Genomic DNA, 16,468 nt, shown 5'->3' on the forward strand with positions numbered 1-16,468 from the left:
GGGTGGGCGCGTTCCCGATGCGGAGCCCGATGCGGAGAAAGGCCGGTAGATGACTCTGAGTGCGGACGCCCCCCGCGTGGTCCTCGGCGTGAGCGGCGGGATCGCCGCGTACAAGGCGTGCGAGCTGCTGCGCCGCTTCACCGAGTCCGGCCACCAGGTCACCGTGGTGCCGACCGCGGCCGCGCTGCACTTCGTCGGCGAGGCGACCTGGGCCGCGCTGTCCGGCCGCCCGGCCGCCACCGAGACCTGGGAGCGCGTGCACGAGGTGCCGCACGTGCGGATCGGGCAGCAGGCCGACCTGGTCGTGGTCGCCCCGGCCACTGCCGACCTGATCGCCAAGGCCGCCCACGGCCTCGCCGACGACCTGCTGACCAACACCCTGCTCACCGCCCGCTGCCCGGTGGTGCTGGCGCCCGCCATGCACACCGAGATGTGGGAGCACCCGGCCACCCGGGACAACGTCGCCACGCTGCGTCGCCGGGGCGTGATCGTGCTGGAGCCGGCCGTCGGGCGGCTGACCGGCAAGGACACCGGCAAGGGCCGGCTGCCCGAGCCCTCCGCGATCTTCGAGGCGTGCAAGGCCGTGCTGCGCCGCGGCGGGCCGGTGCCGACCGACCTGGCCGGCCGGCACGTGGTGGTCTCGGCCGGCGGCACCCGGGAGCCGCTGGACCCGGTGCGCTACCTCGGCAACCGCTCCTCCGGCAAGCAGGGCTACGCGCTCGCCGTGACGGCCGCGGCGCGCGGGGCCCGGGTGACGCTGCTCTCGGCCAACGCCGAGCTGCCGGACCCGGCCGGGGTGGACGTGGTGCACGTCTCGACCGCGCTGGAGCTGCGCGAGGCGGCGCTGGAGGCGGTCAAGGACGCGGACGCCGTGGTGATGGCCGCGGCGGTGGCGGACTTCCGGCCCGCCGAGTACGCCACCGGCAAGATCAAGAAGGTCGAGGGGGTCGAACCGGCCGCGGTCGCGCTGGTCCGCAATCCGGACATCCTGGCCGAGCTCTCGGCCCACCGGGCCCGTTCGGGCCAACTGGTGGTGGGTTTCGCGGCGGAGACGGACGACGTGCTCGCCAACGGCCGCGCCAAGCTCGCGCGCAAGGGCTGTGACCTGCTGGTCGTGAACGAGGTGGGCAACGGAAAGGCCTTCGGCACGGACGTCAACGAGGCCGTGGTGCTGGGCTCGGACGGCGGCGAGACGGCCGTTCCGGTGGGCCCGAAGGAGGCGCTCGCGGACGTGGTCTGGGACCTGGTCGCAAAGCGGCTGGAAACAGGCGGCAACTGATCGGATTCGCTCGCGCGGCGGTCGAGAAATCCTGAAGCGGGTGACGTTCGGCGGAACCAGACCGTTAGACTCCAGGAATCAAGTCTTTCCGGAGTTCCCCGGTACGAGCCGGGGAACTTCAGTCAGCAGCCGCTGCAACCCCAGGGAGCGCTGTGTCTCGCCGCCTGTTCACCTCGGAGTCCGTGACCGAGGGACACCCCGACAAGATCGCTGACCAGATCAGCGACACCATCCTTGACGCTCTCCTGCGGGAGGACCCGACGTCCCGGGTCGCCGTGGAGACGCTCATCACCACCGGCCAGGTGCACGTGGCCGGCGAGGTGACCACCAAGGCGTACGCGCCGATCGCCCAGCTCGTCCGGGACAAGATCCTGGAGATCGGCTACGACAGCTCCAAGAAGGGCTTCGACGGCGCCTCCTGCGGCGTGTCGGTGTCCATCGGTGCCCAGTCGCCCGACATCGCGCAGGGCGTCGACACCGCGTACGAGGCCCGTGTCGAGGGTTCCACCCAGGGGGACGGCGCTGACGACCTGGACAAGCAGGGCGCCGGTGACCAGGGCCTGATGTTCGGCTACGCGTCGGACGAGACGCCCGAGCTCATGCCGCTGCCGATCACCCTGGCGCACCGCCTCTCCCGCCGCCTGACCGAGGTGCGCAAGAACGGGACCATCCCCTACCTGCGCCCCGACGGCAAGACCCAGGTCACCATCGAGTACGACGGCGACAAGGCCGTCCGCCTCGACACCGTGGTCGTCTCCACCCAGCACGCCAGTGACATCGACCTGGAGTCGCTGCTCACCCCGGACATCCGCGAGTTCGTCGTCGAGCCGGAGCTGAAGGCGCTGGCCGAGCAGGGCATCAAGCTGACCACCGAGGGCTACCGCCTGCTGGTCAACCCGACCGGCCGCTTCGAGATCGGCGGCCCGATGGGCGACGCCGGCCTCACCGGCCGCAAGATCATCATCGACACCTACGGCGGCATGGCCCGCCACGGCGGCGGCGCCTTCTCCGGCAAGGACCCGTCCAAGGTGGACCGCTCGGCCGCGTACGCGATGCGCTGGGTGGCGAAGAACATCGTCGCCGCCGGCCTCGCCCGCCGCGCCGAGGTGCAGGTCGCGTACGCGATCGGCAAGGCCGAGCCGGTCGGCCTGTTCGTGGAGACCTTCGGCACCGAGTCGGTGCCGGTCCTGGCGATCCAGAAGGCCGTCTCCGAGGTCTTCGACCTCCGTCCGGCCGCGATCATCCGCGACCTGGACCTGCTGCGCCCGATCTACTCCCAGACCGCCGCGTACGGCCACTTCGGCCGTGAGCTGCCGGACTTCACCTGGGAGCGCACCGACCGCGTGGAGCAGCTGAAGGCCGCCGTCCAGGACTGACGTCCTGCGCCCGGTGCCCGAGCGCCGGCCCGTAGCGTTCTGACGCTCGGCCCGTAGCGCCCGGAAGCGGCGCCCGTCCCCGTTCGGGGGTGGGCGCCGCTTCGTGCATTGTCGGTGTGACCTGGTAGTACTTGGTGGCGATGAGCAGCACAGGGGAGAACGGGGCCGCCGAGCCGGAGCAGCTGGCGTTCATCCGGGAGACGGTCAAGCGGGCCAAGCCGCGCACCTGGCACGGGGCCAAGCGGGCCGAACACCTGCCGGTGGCCCGGGTCGTGGTGGACAAGGGCGTGCTCACCATCGACAAGTTCTTCGACTACGCCGTGCCGGCCGCCATGGCCGAGGAGGCCCAGCCCGGGGTGCGGGTGCGGGTGCGGTTCGGGGCGCGGGTGGTGAAGGGCCAGCGCGAGGGCGGGGAACTGCACGACGGGTTCATCGTCGCCCGGCTGGAGAAGAGCGACTTCGCCGGCCCGCTCGCCCCGCTGGCCCAGGTGCTCTCGCCCGAGCCGGTGCTCACCCCGCAGCTGCTGCGGCTGTGCCGGACCGTCGCCGACCGGTACGCCGGGACGCTGGCCGACGTGCTCCAGCTGGCCGTCCCGCCCCGGCACGCCAAGGCCGAGGCCGAACCCTCGCCCCCGCCGCTGCCGCGCCCGGCCGCCCCGGCCCCCGGCGGCTGGCAGCGCTACCCCGCCGGGCCCGACTTCCTCGCCTCGCTCACCGCCGGCGGCTCGCCGCGCGCGGTCTGGGCGGCGCTGCCCGGGCCCGGCTGGCCGTACGAGATCGCACGCGCCGTGGCCGCGACCCTGGCGGGCGGGCGCGGGGCGCTGGTCGTGCTCCCGGAGGGGCGCTCGGTGGCCCGGGTCGACCAGGCACTGACCGAACTGCTCGGCCCCGGGGCGCACGTGGCGCTGGAGGCCGACCTCGGCCCGCGCGAGCGGTACAAGCGCTGGCTCGCGGTGAGCCGGGGCTCGGTGCGCGCCGTGATCGGGACCAGGGCCACCATGTTCGCGCCGGTCCGGGACCTCGGGCTGGTCGTCGTCTGGTCGGACGGCGACGGCAGCCACAGCGACCCGCGCGCCCCGCACCCGCACGTGCGCGAGGTGGCGCTGCTGCGGGCCGCCGACGAGGGCGCCGCGGTGCTGCTCGGCGGGCACGCGGTGACGGTCGAGGGCGCGCAGCTGGTCAGCACCGGCTGGGCGCGCCCGCTGGTCGCGGACCGCGAGACGGTGCGGCAGGCCGCGCCCCGGGTGCGGACCGTCACCGACCAGGACCAGCACCGGGACGCCGCCGCCCAGGCCGCCCGGCTGCCCTCGGTGGCCTGGGAGGCCGCCCGGGAGTCGCTGGCCGCCGGGCACCCGGTGCTCATCCAGGTGCCCCGGCGCGGCTACGTGCCCCGGCTGGCCTGCGGGCGCTGCCGGACCCCCGCCCGCTGCCGGCGCTGCGAGGGGCCGCTGGAGGCGCCCTCGGCGGACGCCACGCTGTGCTGCGCCTGGTGCGGGGAGCCGGAGAACGACTGGCACTGCCCCGAGTGCGGGTCCTTCCGGCTGCGGGCCCAGGTGGTCGGGGCCCGGCGGACGGCGGAGGAGCTGGGCAAGGCGTTCCCGCGCATCCCGGTGCGGACCTCGGGCCGGGACGCGGTGCTGGCCACCGTGCCGGACGAATCCTCCCTGGTGATCTCCACGCCCGGCGCGGAACCGGTGGTCGAGGGCGGCGGCGGGTACGGGGCCGTGCTGCTGCTGGACGGCTGGGCGCTGCTCGGCCGGCCGGACCTGCGGGCGGGGGAGGAGACGCTGCGGCTCTGGCTCACGGCGGCCGCGCTGGCGCGGTCCTCGACGGAGGGCGGGACGGTGGTCGTGGTCGCCGAGCCCTCGGCCCGTCCGGTGCAGGCACTGGTCCGGTGGGACCCGCTGGGGCACGCCGGGCTGGAACGGGACGAACGGGCGCAGCTGCACTTCCCGCCGGTGTCCCGGATGGCCTCGGTGAGCGGCAGCCCCTCGGCGGTCGCGGACCTGCTGAACCTGATCCGGCTGCCGGAGGAGGCGGACGTGCTCGGGCCGGTGCCGTCGCCGGCGCTGCGGGGGGAGGAGCAGGAGCGGGCGCTGCTGCGGGTGCCGCCCGGGCAGGGGGCCGCGCTGGCGGCGGCGCTCAAGGCGGCGCAGATCGCGCGGATCGCGCTGCGGACGGCGGAGCCGGTGCGGGTGCGGGTGGATCCGACGGACATCGGCTGAGACGGACATCGGCTGAGGGGCGGGGGTCGGGGGCTTCGGGGGCTCGCGGGTGGGTGCGTCGCGTTCGGGGGCTTGGGGACCGGCGGCCCGGCGGGGCGGGGTGAGTGGGCCACCCCGCCCCGGACGGCCCGGGTGCGTGGCTCGGTCAGCCGCGCAGCGGGATGCCGGGTCGGTCCGCCTGGGGGCGGTCGACGGGGGTGCTGCGGTCGGTCGTGGTGCGGTCGACGGGGGTGCGGTCGATCGTGGTGCGGTCGATGCCGGGGCGGTCCAGCGGGCCCCGGTCCAGCGCGCCCCGGTCGATGCCGGCGCGGCCGATGCCGGTTCGGTCGATGGGCGTGCGGTCGATCGTGGTGCGGTCCATCGGCGTGCGGTCGATGCCGGTGCGGTCGATCGTGGCGCGCTCCAGGGCGCGACCGTCCAGGCCGCCCTGGCGGGCCGCCGGGACGGTCGTGGCCAGTCCGGTGCGCTCGGTGCCCGTGGGCAGCTCCTCGGAGCGGTCCGGACGGGCCTGGCCCGGGACGGCGCCGCTCGCGGCGAGGAGTTCGCTGGTCGGCCGGCGCATCCCGTAGCGCCGGTGCACCGCCTGCTTGGTGACCCCGAGGGCGGAGCCCACCGAGTCCCAGGAGAACCCCAGCGCCCGGTCGAACTCGACCGCCGCCGCCACCAGGGTCTCCACGCTCTCCCGCAGCTCCTGTGCCAGGCGCACGGTCGGCGCCGGCGCCCGCCCGTACACCACGAAGCCGGCCGAGGTGCTCGGTCGGCGCGGACGGTAGACGTTGCCCAGTTGAGCGGTGAGCGTCCGCAGCGCGTCGACCTGCCGCCTCACCCGCTCGATGTCCCGCACCAGCAGGTGCAGGCTCGCCCGCGCCCGGGCGTCGTGGTTGATCTGCTCGGCCATGGCCTACGTGCCACCTTCCGTACGGTTCAGCTCGGCCGGGACGCGGTGTCCCGTGCGCCCGGCCCCGGTCAATCTCTCTTGACCAACGCCGAAGCGGGGGCCGGGGTAACGCGGCTCGGCACAGTCGGGGCGTGCCGGGCGGCGATCCGGCGGCGATCCGGTGCTGATCCGGCGCCGGTCCGGGCCCTGAGGCGGTGCCGGTCCGGTGCCGGTCCGGACTCCGGGGAAGCCCTCGGCGGGCGGCCGCGCGGGTTGCATAGACTGGCGGGTGAACCAGCCGCCGACCGCAGCCCGCGCCCCTACGGACAGGAGCCCGTACCCCGTGGCGATCCAGCCGATCCGTCTCTTCGGAGACCCCGTCCTGCGGTCCACCGCCCAGCCGGTGACCACCTTCGACAAGGAACTGCGCAAGCTGGTCGGCGACCTCACCGACACCATGCTGGACGCCCCCGGCGCCGGCCTCGCCGCGCCGCAACTCGGCGTCTCGCTGCGGGTGTTCACGTACCACGTGGACGGCGCCACCGGGCACCTGATCAACCCGGACCTGTCGCTGAGCGAGGAGGAGCAGGACGGCCCCGAGGGCTGCCTGTCGCTGCCGGGCCTGCGCTACGACACCACGCGCGCGTACGGCGTGGTGGCCAAGGGCTTCAACATGTACGGCGATCCGGTGACGGTGGAGGGCACGCAGTTGCTCGCCCGGTGCATCCAGCACGAGACCGACCACCTGGACGGCATCATCTTCATCGACCGGCTGGACCGCGAGCAGCGCAAGGCCGCGCTGAAGGCGATCCGGGAGGCGGACTGGGGCGCCGGGCCGGCCCCGGTGGTCAAGGTCTCGCCGCACAGCACCTTCGGTTCCGCCCGCTGAGTCCGGCCGGTTCCTTCGGTTCCGTCGCTGCCGGCGGTCCTGGTGGCCCCGGTGGTCTTCCCCGGTCGTTGTCGGTCTTCGTTGGTTTCTTGAACTTCCGTTTGCAGAAAGGCACTTGATGCGTCTCGTCTTCGCCGGCACCCCCGAGGTCGCCGTTCCCGCCCTGGACGCCCTGCTCGCCTCGGACCGGCACGAGGTCGTCGCCGTGGTCACCCGCCCCGACGCCCCGGCCGGGCGCGGGCGCAAGCTGGTCGCCAGCCCCGTCGCCCAGCGCGCCGAGGAGGCCGGGATCGAGGTCCTCAAGCCGGCGAAGCCCAGCGACCCGGACTTCGTCGCCCGGCTCACCGAACTCGCCCCCGACTGCTGCCCGGTGGTCGCCTACGGCGCGCTGCTGCGCCCCGGCACCCTGGAGATCCCCAAGCACGGCTGGGTCAACCTGCACTTCTCGCTGCTGCCCGCCTGGCGCGGCGCGGCCCCGGTCCAGCACGCGGTGCTGGCCGGCGACGAGGTCACCGGCGCGTCCACCTTCCTGATCGAGCAGGGCCTGGACTCCGGCCCGGTCTACGGCGTGATCACCGAGGAGATCCGCCCGACCGACACCAGCGGCGAGCTGCTCACCCGGCTCTCCCTCTCCGGTGCGCGGCTGCTCGCGGCCACCATGGACGGCATCGAGGACGGCTCCCTGCACGCCGTGCCGCAGCCGGCCGAGGGCGTCACGCTCGCGCCGAAGATCAGCGTCGAGGACGCGCGGATCGACTGGAGCCACCCCGCGCTGCGGATCGACCGGGTGGTGCGCGGCTGCGCGCCGGCGCCGGGGGCCTGGACGGAGTTCCGGGGTGAGCGGCTGAAGGTCACCGGGCCGGTCAGGCTGCTGCCGGACTCCACCGAGCTGGCGCCGGGAGAGGTCGCGATGGCGGGCAAGAACAGCGTCCGGGTCGGGACCGGCAGCCACGACATCGAGCTCGGGGAGGTGCGTCCGCAGGGGAAGAAGGAGATGCGGGCCGCCGACTGGGCCCGGGGCGCGCGCCTGGAGGCGGGGGAGCGCTTCGGGGGCTGACGCTCCGGTTTGGCGCTACTGTTCGTTTGAGATCGTCCGTGTTCGTTCGACTTCGTTGTCGTCCGATTGCGTTGTCGTCCGAGTTCGTTGCTAACCACCGTTCGTTGATAACCACCGCAGCACCTTGAGGCACCTGTGACCACCCCCAGCGCCAAGCGCGCCCCCCGCCCGCACCGCCGCCCGAAGAAGGACCCGGCCCGGATCGTCGCGTTCCGCGCGCTGCGTGCCGTCGACGAGCGCGACGCGTACGCCAACCTGATCCTGCCCTCGCTGCTCCGCGAGGCCGAGCAGAAGGGCATGGACCGGCGCGACGCCGCCCTCGCCACCGAACTGGTCTACGGCACCCTGCGCCTGCAGGGCACCTACGACGCGGTCATCGCCGCCTGCATCGACCGGCCGCTCGGCAAGGTCGACCCGCCGGTGCTGGACGTGCTCTCGCTCGGTGCCCACCAGCTGCTCACCACCCGCATCCCCAGCCACGCGGCCGTCTCGGCGACCGTCGAGCTGGCCCGGGTGGTGCTCGGCGACGGCAAGGCCAAGTTCGTCAACGCCGTGCTGCGCCGGATCAGCGCCCACGACCTGGATGCCTGGATCGAGAAGGTCGCCCCGCCGTACGACAAGGACGCCGAGGACCACCTGGCGGTCGTGCACTCGCACCCGCGCTGGGTGGTCTCCGCGCTCTGGGACTCGCTCGGCCGCTGGCAGCCGGACGCCTCCGGGCGCGCCGCGATGGAGGACCTGCTGCGGGCCGACAACGAGCGGCCCGAGGTCACCCTGGTCGCCCGCCCCGGCCGGGCCACCGTCGACGAGCTGGCCGACGCGCTGCCCGAGGCCGAACCGGGCCGCTGGTCCCCGTTCGCCCTGCGGCTCGCCGAGGGCGGCGACCCGGGCGCGGTCGCGGCGGTCCAGGAGAACCGGGCGGGCGTGCAGGACGAGGGCAGCCAGCTGGTCGCGCTGGCACTGGCCGCGGCGCCGCTGGACGGGCCGGACCGGCTCTGGCTGGACGGCTGCGCGGGCCCCGGCGGCAAGGCCGCGCTGCTCGGCGCGCTGGCCGCCGAGCGGGGCGCGGCGCTGGTCGCGAGCGAGAAGCAGCCGCACCGGGCCCGGCTGGTGGCACGGGCGCTGGCGGGCAACCCCGGCCCGTACACCGTGATCGCGGCCGACGGGACGCGCCCGGCCTGGCGGTCCGAAGGCTTCGACCGGGTGCTGGTCGACGTGCCGTGCTCCGGCCTCGGCGCGCTGCGCCGCCGCCCGGAGGCGCGCTGGCGGCGCCGGCCGGCGGACATCGCCGCCTTCGGCCCGCTCCAGCGGGACCTGCTGCGTTCGGCCATCGAGGCCACCCGGGTCGGCGGCGTGGTCGGCTACGCGACCTGCTCGCCGCACCTCGCGGAGACCCGGGCGGTCGTGGACGACGTGCTGCGGGCCGAGGGCGGCCGGGTCGAGTGGATCGACGCGCGCCCGCTGCTGCCCGGCGTCCCGGCGCTCGGCGACGGCCCGGACGTGCAGCTGTGGCCGCACCTGCACGGGACGGACGCGATGTACCTGGCGCTGCTGCGGCGTACCGCCTGACGGCGGGGTGCCGATGCCGCCTCCCCGGTCGGGGTCGCATCCCCGGCCGGGGTCGTCGCTTCGGCCGGGGTCGTCGCTTCGGCGGGGAGGCCGGCCGGTCGGCTCCGGCAGGTGAACCGCCGCCTGTCCGGGCGGGGTTGACGCGGCGTCGGATGTCGGCTTCCATGGCTGCTGTGTAGCCGCTCGGCTGCATGATCTTTGGGGGGCAGGCTTCGTCGCGTCGAGCGGCGGAAGCCGGGGAAGCAACCCCACAAGACATGCGGCGCGATGCGGCTGTTTCGTTGTGTGGAGTCGGATCCTCGGCGCTGCCCTCCCCGGCCGTGGGAGGCGGCAGTGTCATCGGAGATTCGACGTTCGACGGGGGAGCCTGCCGGTTCGCGGGGTGACGGTGGTGCCGGGACGGACGGCCGCGCGCTCGATCTGATCGCCCTGATGTCGATCCTGGCGGTGTGCACCCTGATCTGCCTGCTGGCCGGTACGGGGGCGCTCCAGGCGGTCATCGGCGCGGCGGGCATCCTGTTCGCCGCCTGGCGGACACCGCGGCGCTCCGGGCGGGAGGAGGGGCGTCGGCGCGGGCCCCGTGGGTGAGACGGGGGCGGCCGCGGCCGTGGGCGGCTTGCATCTCCTGTAGGGGGAGGTAGCAGGGTGGTGGCCATGAACGGCGACGCGCTCTGGACGATCGGTGAGCTGGCCCGGCGCACGGGGCTGACGGTCAAGACCGTCCGCTTCTACTCGGACCAGGGGATCGTGTCGCCGGCCGACCGCAACCCGGCCGGCCACCGGCGGTACGGCCCCGAGGCCGTCGCACGCCTCGAACTGGTCCTTGCCCTGCGGGAACTCGGGCTCGGACTGCCCGCGATCCGACGGGTGGTGGAGCGTGAACTGACGCCGGCCGACGTCGCCGCCGCGCAGGCGGAGGCGATCGACCTCCAGATCCGGGTGCTGCGGCTGCGGCGGGCGGTGCTCGGGGCGGTGGCCCGGCTCGGTTCCACACCTGAGGAGTTGACGCTCGTGCACCGGTTGGCCCGGCTCACGGAGGATGAACGGGGACGCCTGATCGGGGAGTTCCTGACAGGGGTGTTCGGCGGGATCGAAGACGGCGGGATCGAAGACGGCGGGGTCGGGGGCGGCGGGCGGTTCGCCGCGGTGGCGCGCTCGTTGACGCCGGAGCTGCCGGAGGAACCGTCGGTCGAACAGGTCGAGGCCTGGGTGGAGTTGGCGCAGCTGGCGGGGGATGCCGGGTTCCGGGCGCTGCTGCGCGGGCTCGCCGAGGCGGAGGCCGCGGAGGCGGCCGGCACGGGGCTGCCGAGGCCCGGACTGGCGGTGGCGGTGCGGGAGTTGGCCGGGCCGGCGGTCGCGGCCGGGGTGGAGCCCGGGTCGGCGGAGGCGGCGGCGGTCGTCGCGGTGCTGGTGGAGCGGTACGGGCGGTGCTGTGCGGGGGCGGTGCCGGGGGAAGCCGGGGCGGTGCGCGACCGGTTGGCGGAGCGGCTGGGGGCGCTGGCCGATCCGCGGCGGGAGCGGTACCTGGAGCTGCTGGCGGTGGTCAACGGTTGGGCCGCGCCCGAGAGTTGGGCGGCCGAGGTGGACTGGGCGGTGCGCGCGGTGGCGTGAGTCGGGGCTGCTCGGCGGCGAGGTGGCGAGGTGGCGAGGTGGCGAGGTGGTGGGGCCGTGGGGCCGTGGGGCCGTGGGTCTGTACGGCTACCGGCGGGTGGGGCCGGAGAAGGTGGTAAGGAAGGCGTGGGCCTGGGCACGGAGGTGGTCGACCGGCGGGTCCTCGCAGATCACCTCCAGGCCGAGTCCGGTCGCCCGGCCCAGGTCGTAGTAGGACTGGTAGGCGAGGTACGGGCGGTGGTCGTCGGTGGGGTCGAGGCCGACGGCGAAGGTCGCGAAGTGGGGCTGCGGCCCGCCCGGGGCGGGGGCCGGCCCGCTGCGGGAGAGCTGCCACTCGAACTCGTACGGCTCGGGTTCGGCGGGCAGGTCCAGCAGGGCCTGGGCGAGCCGGCGGACCTCGTCCGGGTTCGCGAAGGGGATCGACTCCGACGAGGAGGGGGCCGAGGCGAGCAGTTCCCAGGCGTCGCCGTTGTGGCCGACGGTCAGGGCCCACTCGCCGCTCGGGTCCTGCCAGCGGCAGCTGATGATCGGGTCCACGGCGGTCAACCTCCCTGTGGCGCTGGATCGTTCGTACCTCATCATGGTGGCACACCGGTCGCTGCGGGGGCCTCGGCCGCGAGCCGTCCTCGGGCCCGTTGCCAGGCTTCCTGGAGCGTGCGGCAGCCGTGGCCCGCTCTGGGTGCGCCCTGCGGGGCGGGTCGGTCAGCCGGTCAGTCGGTGACGGGGGCCGGGTGCCAGGGGCGGTCGGGGCGGGTCTGGACCGGGGCGGAGGTGAGGCGCAGCGCGTACACCTCGCGGTCGGTGGCCTCGTACGGGACCCGGCCGAGGTACTCGTGGCCGGTCAGGTGGCACCAGGCGGGGAGGTCGAGCGGGGCGGCGGGGTCGGTGGTGTGGATGTGGACCACCGCGCCGGCGGGGAGGTGCGCGATCCGGGCGCGCAGCCGGAGCAGGAGCTGGACGCAGAGCAGGCCGGTGCCGTCGATGGTGAGGTCGGGGGCGTTCGGGGCGTCGGGGGTGGCGGTTTCGGGGGTCCCTGCGGTGGCGTCGGGGGCGGTCATCGGGGCTTCTCCTGGGTGATGCGCCAGAGGCGGCGGGGCAGTTCGCCCTCCTCGAAGGGGTGGACGTCGGTCAGGTGCCAGCCTTCGGCGAGCCTGTCCACCAGCTCGCGGGGGAAGAAGTGGACGGCGAAGCCGCCGTGCTCCCAGATGTCGTCCCCGTGGCCGGTGCCGGCGCCGTAGTGGGCGTCGCCGGTGTGGCGGACGGTGTGGACGAGGGTGCCGCCCGGGCGCAGGACCCGGCGGACCTCGGCGACGAGCGCCTCGATCTCCCCGGTGGAGAGCGCCATGCAGAGCAGCATGTGGGCGAAGACCGCGTCGACGGAGGCGTCGGGGAGGGGCAGCGGGTCGCGGACGTCGTGGGCGAGGACCGAGAGCCGGTCGGCCAGGCCCTGGTCCGCCGCGGTGGCGCGCAGCTGCTCCAGGCCGGTCGGGCTGAAGTCGGCGGCCAGCACGCGGAAACCCGCCCGGGCGAAGTACAGCGCGTCGCGTCCGTGACCGGCGCCGAGTTCCAGCACCTCCCGGGCCCCGGCGGCGGCGAACACTCCGGCGGCGTACTCGGCGGGGGCGGAAGGCCGCTCGCCGTACATCCCCGGGTTGGCGGTGTAGGTCTGCTGCCAGTGCGCGCGTTGGGCGTCCGCGAGGGCGCGCTCCGGGCCGGGCCCGGTGTCGGGGGTGTCGGTCATGGTGCGGCCCTTCGCGGGGGTGGGGTGGTGCGGGTGGTGCCAGTGGTGCCAGATGGCACGGAGGTGCCCGTGGTGTGGGGCCAGCCTAGGAGGTGGGCTCGGGTGGAGGGTGTGGCGGGGTACGGAAGGTCGTGCGCGGGGGCGGTGAGGCGGGCGGATCAGCCGAGGTGCCGGCCCGGGGCGGTGCCGCCGAGGCGGGTGAGCAGGGTGGACAGCCGGCCGAGGTCCTCGGCGCTCCACTGCTCGGCCGCGAAGTGCTCGGCGGCGACCTTGCGGGCGGTGTACAGCATCTCGGCGAGCCGCTCGCGGCCGGTCGGGGTGAGGGCGGCGTAGGTGACCCGGGCGTCGCGGGCGGCGGCCTCGCGGGCGACCAGGCCGATCCGCTCCAGCGGTGCGAGGCCGCGGGTCACGCCGGAGGCGGTGAGCCCGAGGGCCTCGGCGAGGTCGACCCGGCGCATCCGGCCGCCGGGGGCCTGGGAGAGGTGGAGCAGCATGGTGAAGTCGGCCAGGCTGACGCCGTGCAGGCGGCTGAGGCCCGCGTCGAAGCGCTTGACCACGGCGGTCTGGGCGCGGACCAGCCGCAGGGCGGTGTCGAGGGGATCGGGGCTCGGGTTCGTCGCGGCTGGTGCGGTCGCGGCCCGGTCCACCTGGTCCGGCTGCTGCTGGTCTGAACGCTGATGGTCTGGACGCTCTGTCATTGCCACCTCCTTGACTGCTCAAGTATAGCGCTAGGGCGAGCCGTCAAGGAGGTGGCGGAGGGGGAGGGGAGGGGTGGGTCAGTGCGCGGTGTTGGCGGCGCGGCGCTGACGCTTGCCGAGCGGGGCCTGGGAGAGGTCCTCGGCCTGGGAGCGGAGGTTCTTGTAGCCGTAGCCGCGTTCGATGAGCCAGTCCCGCGCCGACTGCTCGGCCCGCTCGGTGGCCTCCAGGATGTCCTCCTCGGCCTCGCCCTCGTCGAGGAAGCGGAAGGTGAAGGCGGCCCGGGCGGAGAGGTCGTAGCTGAGGTGGCCCTCGCGGGTGAAGGCGGCGCGCAGCACGTCGTGCTCGGGGGCGGCGGCGAGCAGTTCGGCACGCTGGTCGGCGGTGAGGCCGTCGAAGACGCCGCGCACCATGATGCGGAAGGTTCGAGTGGTCATCCCCCGACCATAGGCAGTGCGGGCCGCCGACCGCCAACGTGATTCCTGGGCCGGGCGCTTCTCGGTGACGGTCGGTGGTCGCGGGTCTCCTTGGGTGCCCGTAGGCGGTCGTCGGGTGGTCGCCGGTGGTGGTGGGCGCCGGTCAGCCGGGGGTGAGTGCTTCGGCGAGCTCGTCCGCGTACCGGGTGAGCCGGTCGAGCCCGGGGCCTCCTCGGGCGCGCCGGAAGCCGTGCCGCCGACCGTGGAAGGCGGCCTGGACGGCGTGGAGTTGGGTCCAGCGGCGGAGGCGTTCGCGGTCCAGCTCGGCGGCCTCGGCGAAGACGTCGAGCGCGCGGAGGAGAGCGCGCTGCCGGTCCGGCGCGTCGAGCAGCGTCAGGGCGTGGACCTTGAGCAGCGCACCGCCGTCGTAGGCGCGGTCTCCCACGTAGCCCTTGGGGTCCACGGCCAGCCAGGGTTCGCGCTCCGCCCGCAGGATGTTGCGGGGGTGGAGGTCCCCGTGGACGAGCACGTCCGGCTGGGTGCGGGCGAGTTCGCGGACGGTGGCGAGGGCGGCGCCGACCGTGCGGGCCGGCAGGGGGTGGGAGAGGGAGGCCGCGTCGGCGCGCAGGCCGGCCTCCCATTCCGCGGCCTGCTCGCTCAGCCGGGGCAGGCCCGGGGGCGCCGGGACGGCGAGCCGCCGGCTGAGCCGCCCGGCGACCGTCGGCACCTCGTCGCCGTCCCGGGCCTCCGCGAGCGTGGTCGGGCTCGCCCGTTCGAGCAGCATCGCGAAGCGCTCGTCGTCCCGTTCGTAGAGCCGGACGGCGCCCCGGCCCGCCCACACCGCGAAGGCGTCCGGCTCGTGCACGTTGCCGGGGTGGGGGAACGAGACCTTCAGTACGGCCACGCGCTCGGCCGCCTGCCGGACCGGGAGGATCAGGCCGACCCCGCCGTGGGTGGCGGCGCCGTCCGGCACGCAGCCCCAGCGTTCCAGCAGCTCGGCGGCGAGGCCGGGGAGTTCGGCGATCCAGGCCGCGCCGGGGGCTCCCTCACGGTCGATGGTGGTGCGGGCGAGCCCGCCGGGGATGCTGATCATCTGCTTCCTTTCGACGGTGGGGGGAGGGCGCTGGTGTGGCTTGCCGGTTCGGTCCGGTTCGGTCCGGTTCGGTCCGGTCCGGTCGGGCTCAGGGGGCGAAGGGACCGAAGGTCGTGACGGCGAGGCGGAGCACCGGTGCCGGGGTGCCGCTCCCGGCGCCGACGGAGTAGACCAGCCGCCTGCGCAGGTCCGGGGTGGTGAAGACGCCGTCGGAGTACCCGAGGTCGTGCCCGGTCTTGCCCCAGAGCACCGTGCCGTCCTGCAGCGGGACGGCCATCAGTCCGGCGCTGTAGCAGGCCCGACCCTTGTCCGGACCGAACAGGCACTCGCCCGCTCCGCGTACGGGCACCAGCCGGCCGGAGGCGTCGCGCGGCAGGGTGAGCAGGTCGTGCAGCTGCTGCGGAGGCAGGAGTTCGCCGTCGAGCAGGGCGCGCAGGAACCTGTCCAGGTCGGCCGGGGTGGACACCATCGACTCCGGGTTGCCGCCCTGCTCGGAGACGTCCGTCGGGGTGTCGGCGCTGTCGGGGACGTAGCCGGCCAGGTGGGGCTCGGGCATCGCGGGCCTGCCCTCCGTCACCTCGGTGTGCCGCAGGCCGAGCGGCTTCAGGATGCGGGCCGTCACCTCCTCCCTGATCGTGTGCCCCGTCACCTGCTCGATGATCCGGCCCGCCACCCGGTAGTTGAAGTTGTTGTATTCCTGCTCGATGCCCGGATCGAAGGCCGGGCCGGCCTCGGGCAGGCCGCGCTCCGGGTGGGGCCGGAGCGTCCGCTGGACGACCAGGTCGAGCGTCTCGATCGCGAAGCGGTTGGCGATCAGGCCGTCGCGCTTCTCCAGCTCGGTGCCCTCGAGTTCCGGGCCCTCGACGGCCTGCGGAAGTCCGCTGGTGTGGTCGAGGAGTTGACGGACGGTGATCGGCAGCGTGAAGCTCGCGGGCAGCGTGCCGGGCAGGTACTGCTGGACGGTGCCGTCCAGGGAGATCCGCTGCTCGGCGGCGAGTTGGAGCAGCACCGCGGCGACGAAGGTCTTGTTGATGCTGCCGATCCGGAACGCCGCGTCCGGCGCCACCGGCCGCCCGCTCACCGGATCGTCGGCGCTGCCGCGCCAGACCAGGCCGTCGGCCGTCACCCGGGCGACCGCGCCCGCCACCGGGTCGCCCGGCCGGGCGGCGATCGCGGCGTCGAGGGCAGCCGGATCGAGGACAGCCGGACCGAGAGCGGCCGGAGCAGGCGTGGCGGCGAAGGCGGGTGCGGTGGATGCGGACGCCGCCGCGAGGAGCAGGGCGGCGAGGCCCCGCGCGAGGGTGGCGGGTTTGCTGACGGCCATGTGCCCTCCGAAGCGGGTGGGACGGCTGCGGGCCGGAGCGATCCGCCCTGGAGAACACGCGGCTGACGGTCATTCAGTTGCACGCGACCGGTGCGAAGGCGGAGAGCGCGGGCACGGAACACGGTGAGGACTCCCTTCCGCGGCGGCCCGGGTGGCCACCGTCGCGATGCCCCCAAGAGTGATCGCCGGAAGCCCCTTCGCGCATGTGCCGTTCGGCAGGAATCCGGCGGGAAAGCGGCCGGGCCTCCCCTGCCGATCGGCGGGGGGGGGCCGGGCGGGGGGCGCGGCCCCCCCCCGCCGCGGGGGGCGGCCCCC

At 74.9% G+C, this 16,468-nt stretch carries 15 protein-coding genes and 1 pseudogene; 8 read left to right on the forward strand and 8 right to left on the reverse strand.

What is annotated here, in order from left to right:
- Positions 1-49: 49 nt before the first annotated feature.
- The 3 genes from coaBC to ACFRQN_RS01555 all read left to right on the forward strand — a co-directional run bounded on the left by coaBC (position 50) and on the right by ACFRQN_RS01555 (position 4,880).
- The gene (gene coaBC, locus ACFRQN_RS01545) at positions 50-1,279 is read left to right on the forward strand and encodes a bifunctional phosphopantothenoylcysteine decarboxylase/phosphopantothenate--cysteine ligase CoaBC (protein ID WP_375875501.1); all 1,230 of its coding nucleotides are present in this window, start codon (positions 50-52) and stop codon (positions 1,277-1,279) included.
- Positions 1,280-1,431: 152 nt separating this feature from the next.
- The gene (metK, locus tag ACFRQN_RS01550; protein ID WP_049651366.1) at positions 1,432-2,655 is read left to right on the forward strand and encodes a methionine adenosyltransferase; all 1,224 of its coding nucleotides are present in this window, start codon (positions 1,432-1,434) and stop codon (positions 2,653-2,655) included.
- Between the two features lie 140 nt (positions 2,656-2,795).
- Entirely contained in the window at positions 2,796-4,880 is a 2,085-nt protein-coding gene (locus tag ACFRQN_RS01555) for a primosomal protein N' (RefSeq protein ID WP_380737433.1), read from the forward strand.
- Positions 4,881-5,310: 430 nt separating this feature from the next.
- Here ACFRQN_RS01555 and ACFRQN_RS01560 read toward each other — a convergent pair.
- Positions 5,311-5,778, reverse strand: a pseudogene (locus ACFRQN_RS01560) (hypothetical protein); the annotation flags it as partial.
- A 322-nt stretch (positions 5,779-6,100) separates the two neighbouring features.
- Between ACFRQN_RS01560 and def the strand changes: the two are divergent.
- The 5 genes from def (at position 6,101) to ACFRQN_RS01585 (ending at position 10,883) form a co-directional block, all read left to right on the forward strand.
- A complete protein-coding gene (def, locus tag ACFRQN_RS01565; protein WP_380737435.1) occupies positions 6,101-6,646 on the forward strand; it encodes a peptide deformylase in 546 nt (181 codons plus the stop codon).
- Between the two features lie 118 nt (positions 6,647-6,764).
- Positions 6,765-7,703, forward strand: coding sequence for a methionyl-tRNA formyltransferase (fmt, locus tag ACFRQN_RS01570; protein ID WP_074002397.1), 939 nt, complete (start codon positions 6,765-6,767; stop codon positions 7,701-7,703).
- Between the two features lie 135 nt (positions 7,704-7,838).
- Entirely contained in the window at positions 7,839-9,272 is a 1,434-nt protein-coding gene (locus ACFRQN_RS01575) for an RsmB/NOP family class I SAM-dependent RNA methyltransferase (protein WP_380737437.1), read from the forward strand.
- Between the two features lie 432 nt (positions 9,273-9,704).
- Positions 9,705-9,860, forward strand: a complete 156-nt coding sequence (locus tag ACFRQN_RS01580) for a hypothetical protein (RefSeq protein WP_158077698.1) — start codon at positions 9,705-9,707, stop codon at positions 9,858-9,860.
- A 66-nt stretch (positions 9,861-9,926) separates the two neighbouring features.
- Complete coding sequence (locus tag ACFRQN_RS01585; protein WP_380737439.1) at positions 9,927-10,883, forward strand: MerR family transcriptional regulator; 957 nt, start codon at positions 9,927-9,929, stop codon at positions 10,881-10,883.
- A gap of 87 nt (positions 10,884-10,970) precedes the next feature.
- On the opposite strand, the gene ACFRQN_RS01590 is transcribed toward ACFRQN_RS01585, so the two are convergent.
- The 7 genes from ACFRQN_RS01590 to ACFRQN_RS01620 all read right to left on the reverse strand — a co-directional run bounded on the left by ACFRQN_RS01590 (position 10,971) and on the right by ACFRQN_RS01620 (position 16,153).
- Positions 10,971-11,420, reverse strand: a complete 450-nt coding sequence (locus ACFRQN_RS01590) for a hypothetical protein (protein WP_049654244.1) — start codon at positions 11,418-11,420, stop codon at positions 10,971-10,973.
- Between the two features lie 173 nt (positions 11,421-11,593).
- Positions 11,594-11,941, reverse strand: coding sequence for a sulfurtransferase TusA family protein (locus ACFRQN_RS01595; protein WP_380737441.1), 348 nt, complete (start codon positions 11,939-11,941; stop codon positions 11,594-11,596).
- Entirely contained in the window at positions 11,938-12,624 is a 687-nt protein-coding gene (locus ACFRQN_RS01600) for a class I SAM-dependent methyltransferase (RefSeq protein WP_380737443.1), read from the reverse strand. The genes ACFRQN_RS01595 and ACFRQN_RS01600 overlap by 4 nt, the downstream gene beginning before the upstream one ends.
- A 158-nt stretch (positions 12,625-12,782) precedes the next feature.
- Positions 12,783-13,322, reverse strand: a complete 540-nt coding sequence (locus tag ACFRQN_RS01605; protein ID WP_380737445.1) for a MarR family winged helix-turn-helix transcriptional regulator — start codon at positions 13,320-13,322, stop codon at positions 12,783-12,785.
- A 78-nt stretch (positions 13,323-13,400) separates the two neighbouring features.
- Positions 13,401-13,757, reverse strand: coding sequence for a DUF6204 family protein (locus tag ACFRQN_RS01610; RefSeq protein WP_380737447.1), 357 nt, complete (start codon positions 13,755-13,757; stop codon positions 13,401-13,403).
- A 142-nt stretch (positions 13,758-13,899) separates the two neighbouring features.
- The gene (locus ACFRQN_RS01615) at positions 13,900-14,829 is read right to left on the reverse strand and encodes an aminoglycoside phosphotransferase family protein (protein ID WP_380737449.1); all 930 of its coding nucleotides are present in this window, start codon (positions 14,827-14,829) and stop codon (positions 13,900-13,902) included.
- An 88-nt stretch (positions 14,830-14,917) separates the two neighbouring features.
- Complete coding sequence (locus tag ACFRQN_RS01620; protein ID WP_380737451.1) at positions 14,918-16,153, reverse strand: serine hydrolase domain-containing protein; 1,236 nt, start codon at positions 16,151-16,153, stop codon at positions 14,918-14,920.
- Positions 16,154-16,468 lie beyond the last annotated feature (315 nt).

Origin of the sequence: Kitasatospora sp. NPDC056800 (genome assembly GCF_042789775.1) — a bacterium.
Classification (GTDB): Bacteria; Actinomycetota; Actinomycetes; order Streptomycetales; family Streptomycetaceae; genus Kitasatospora.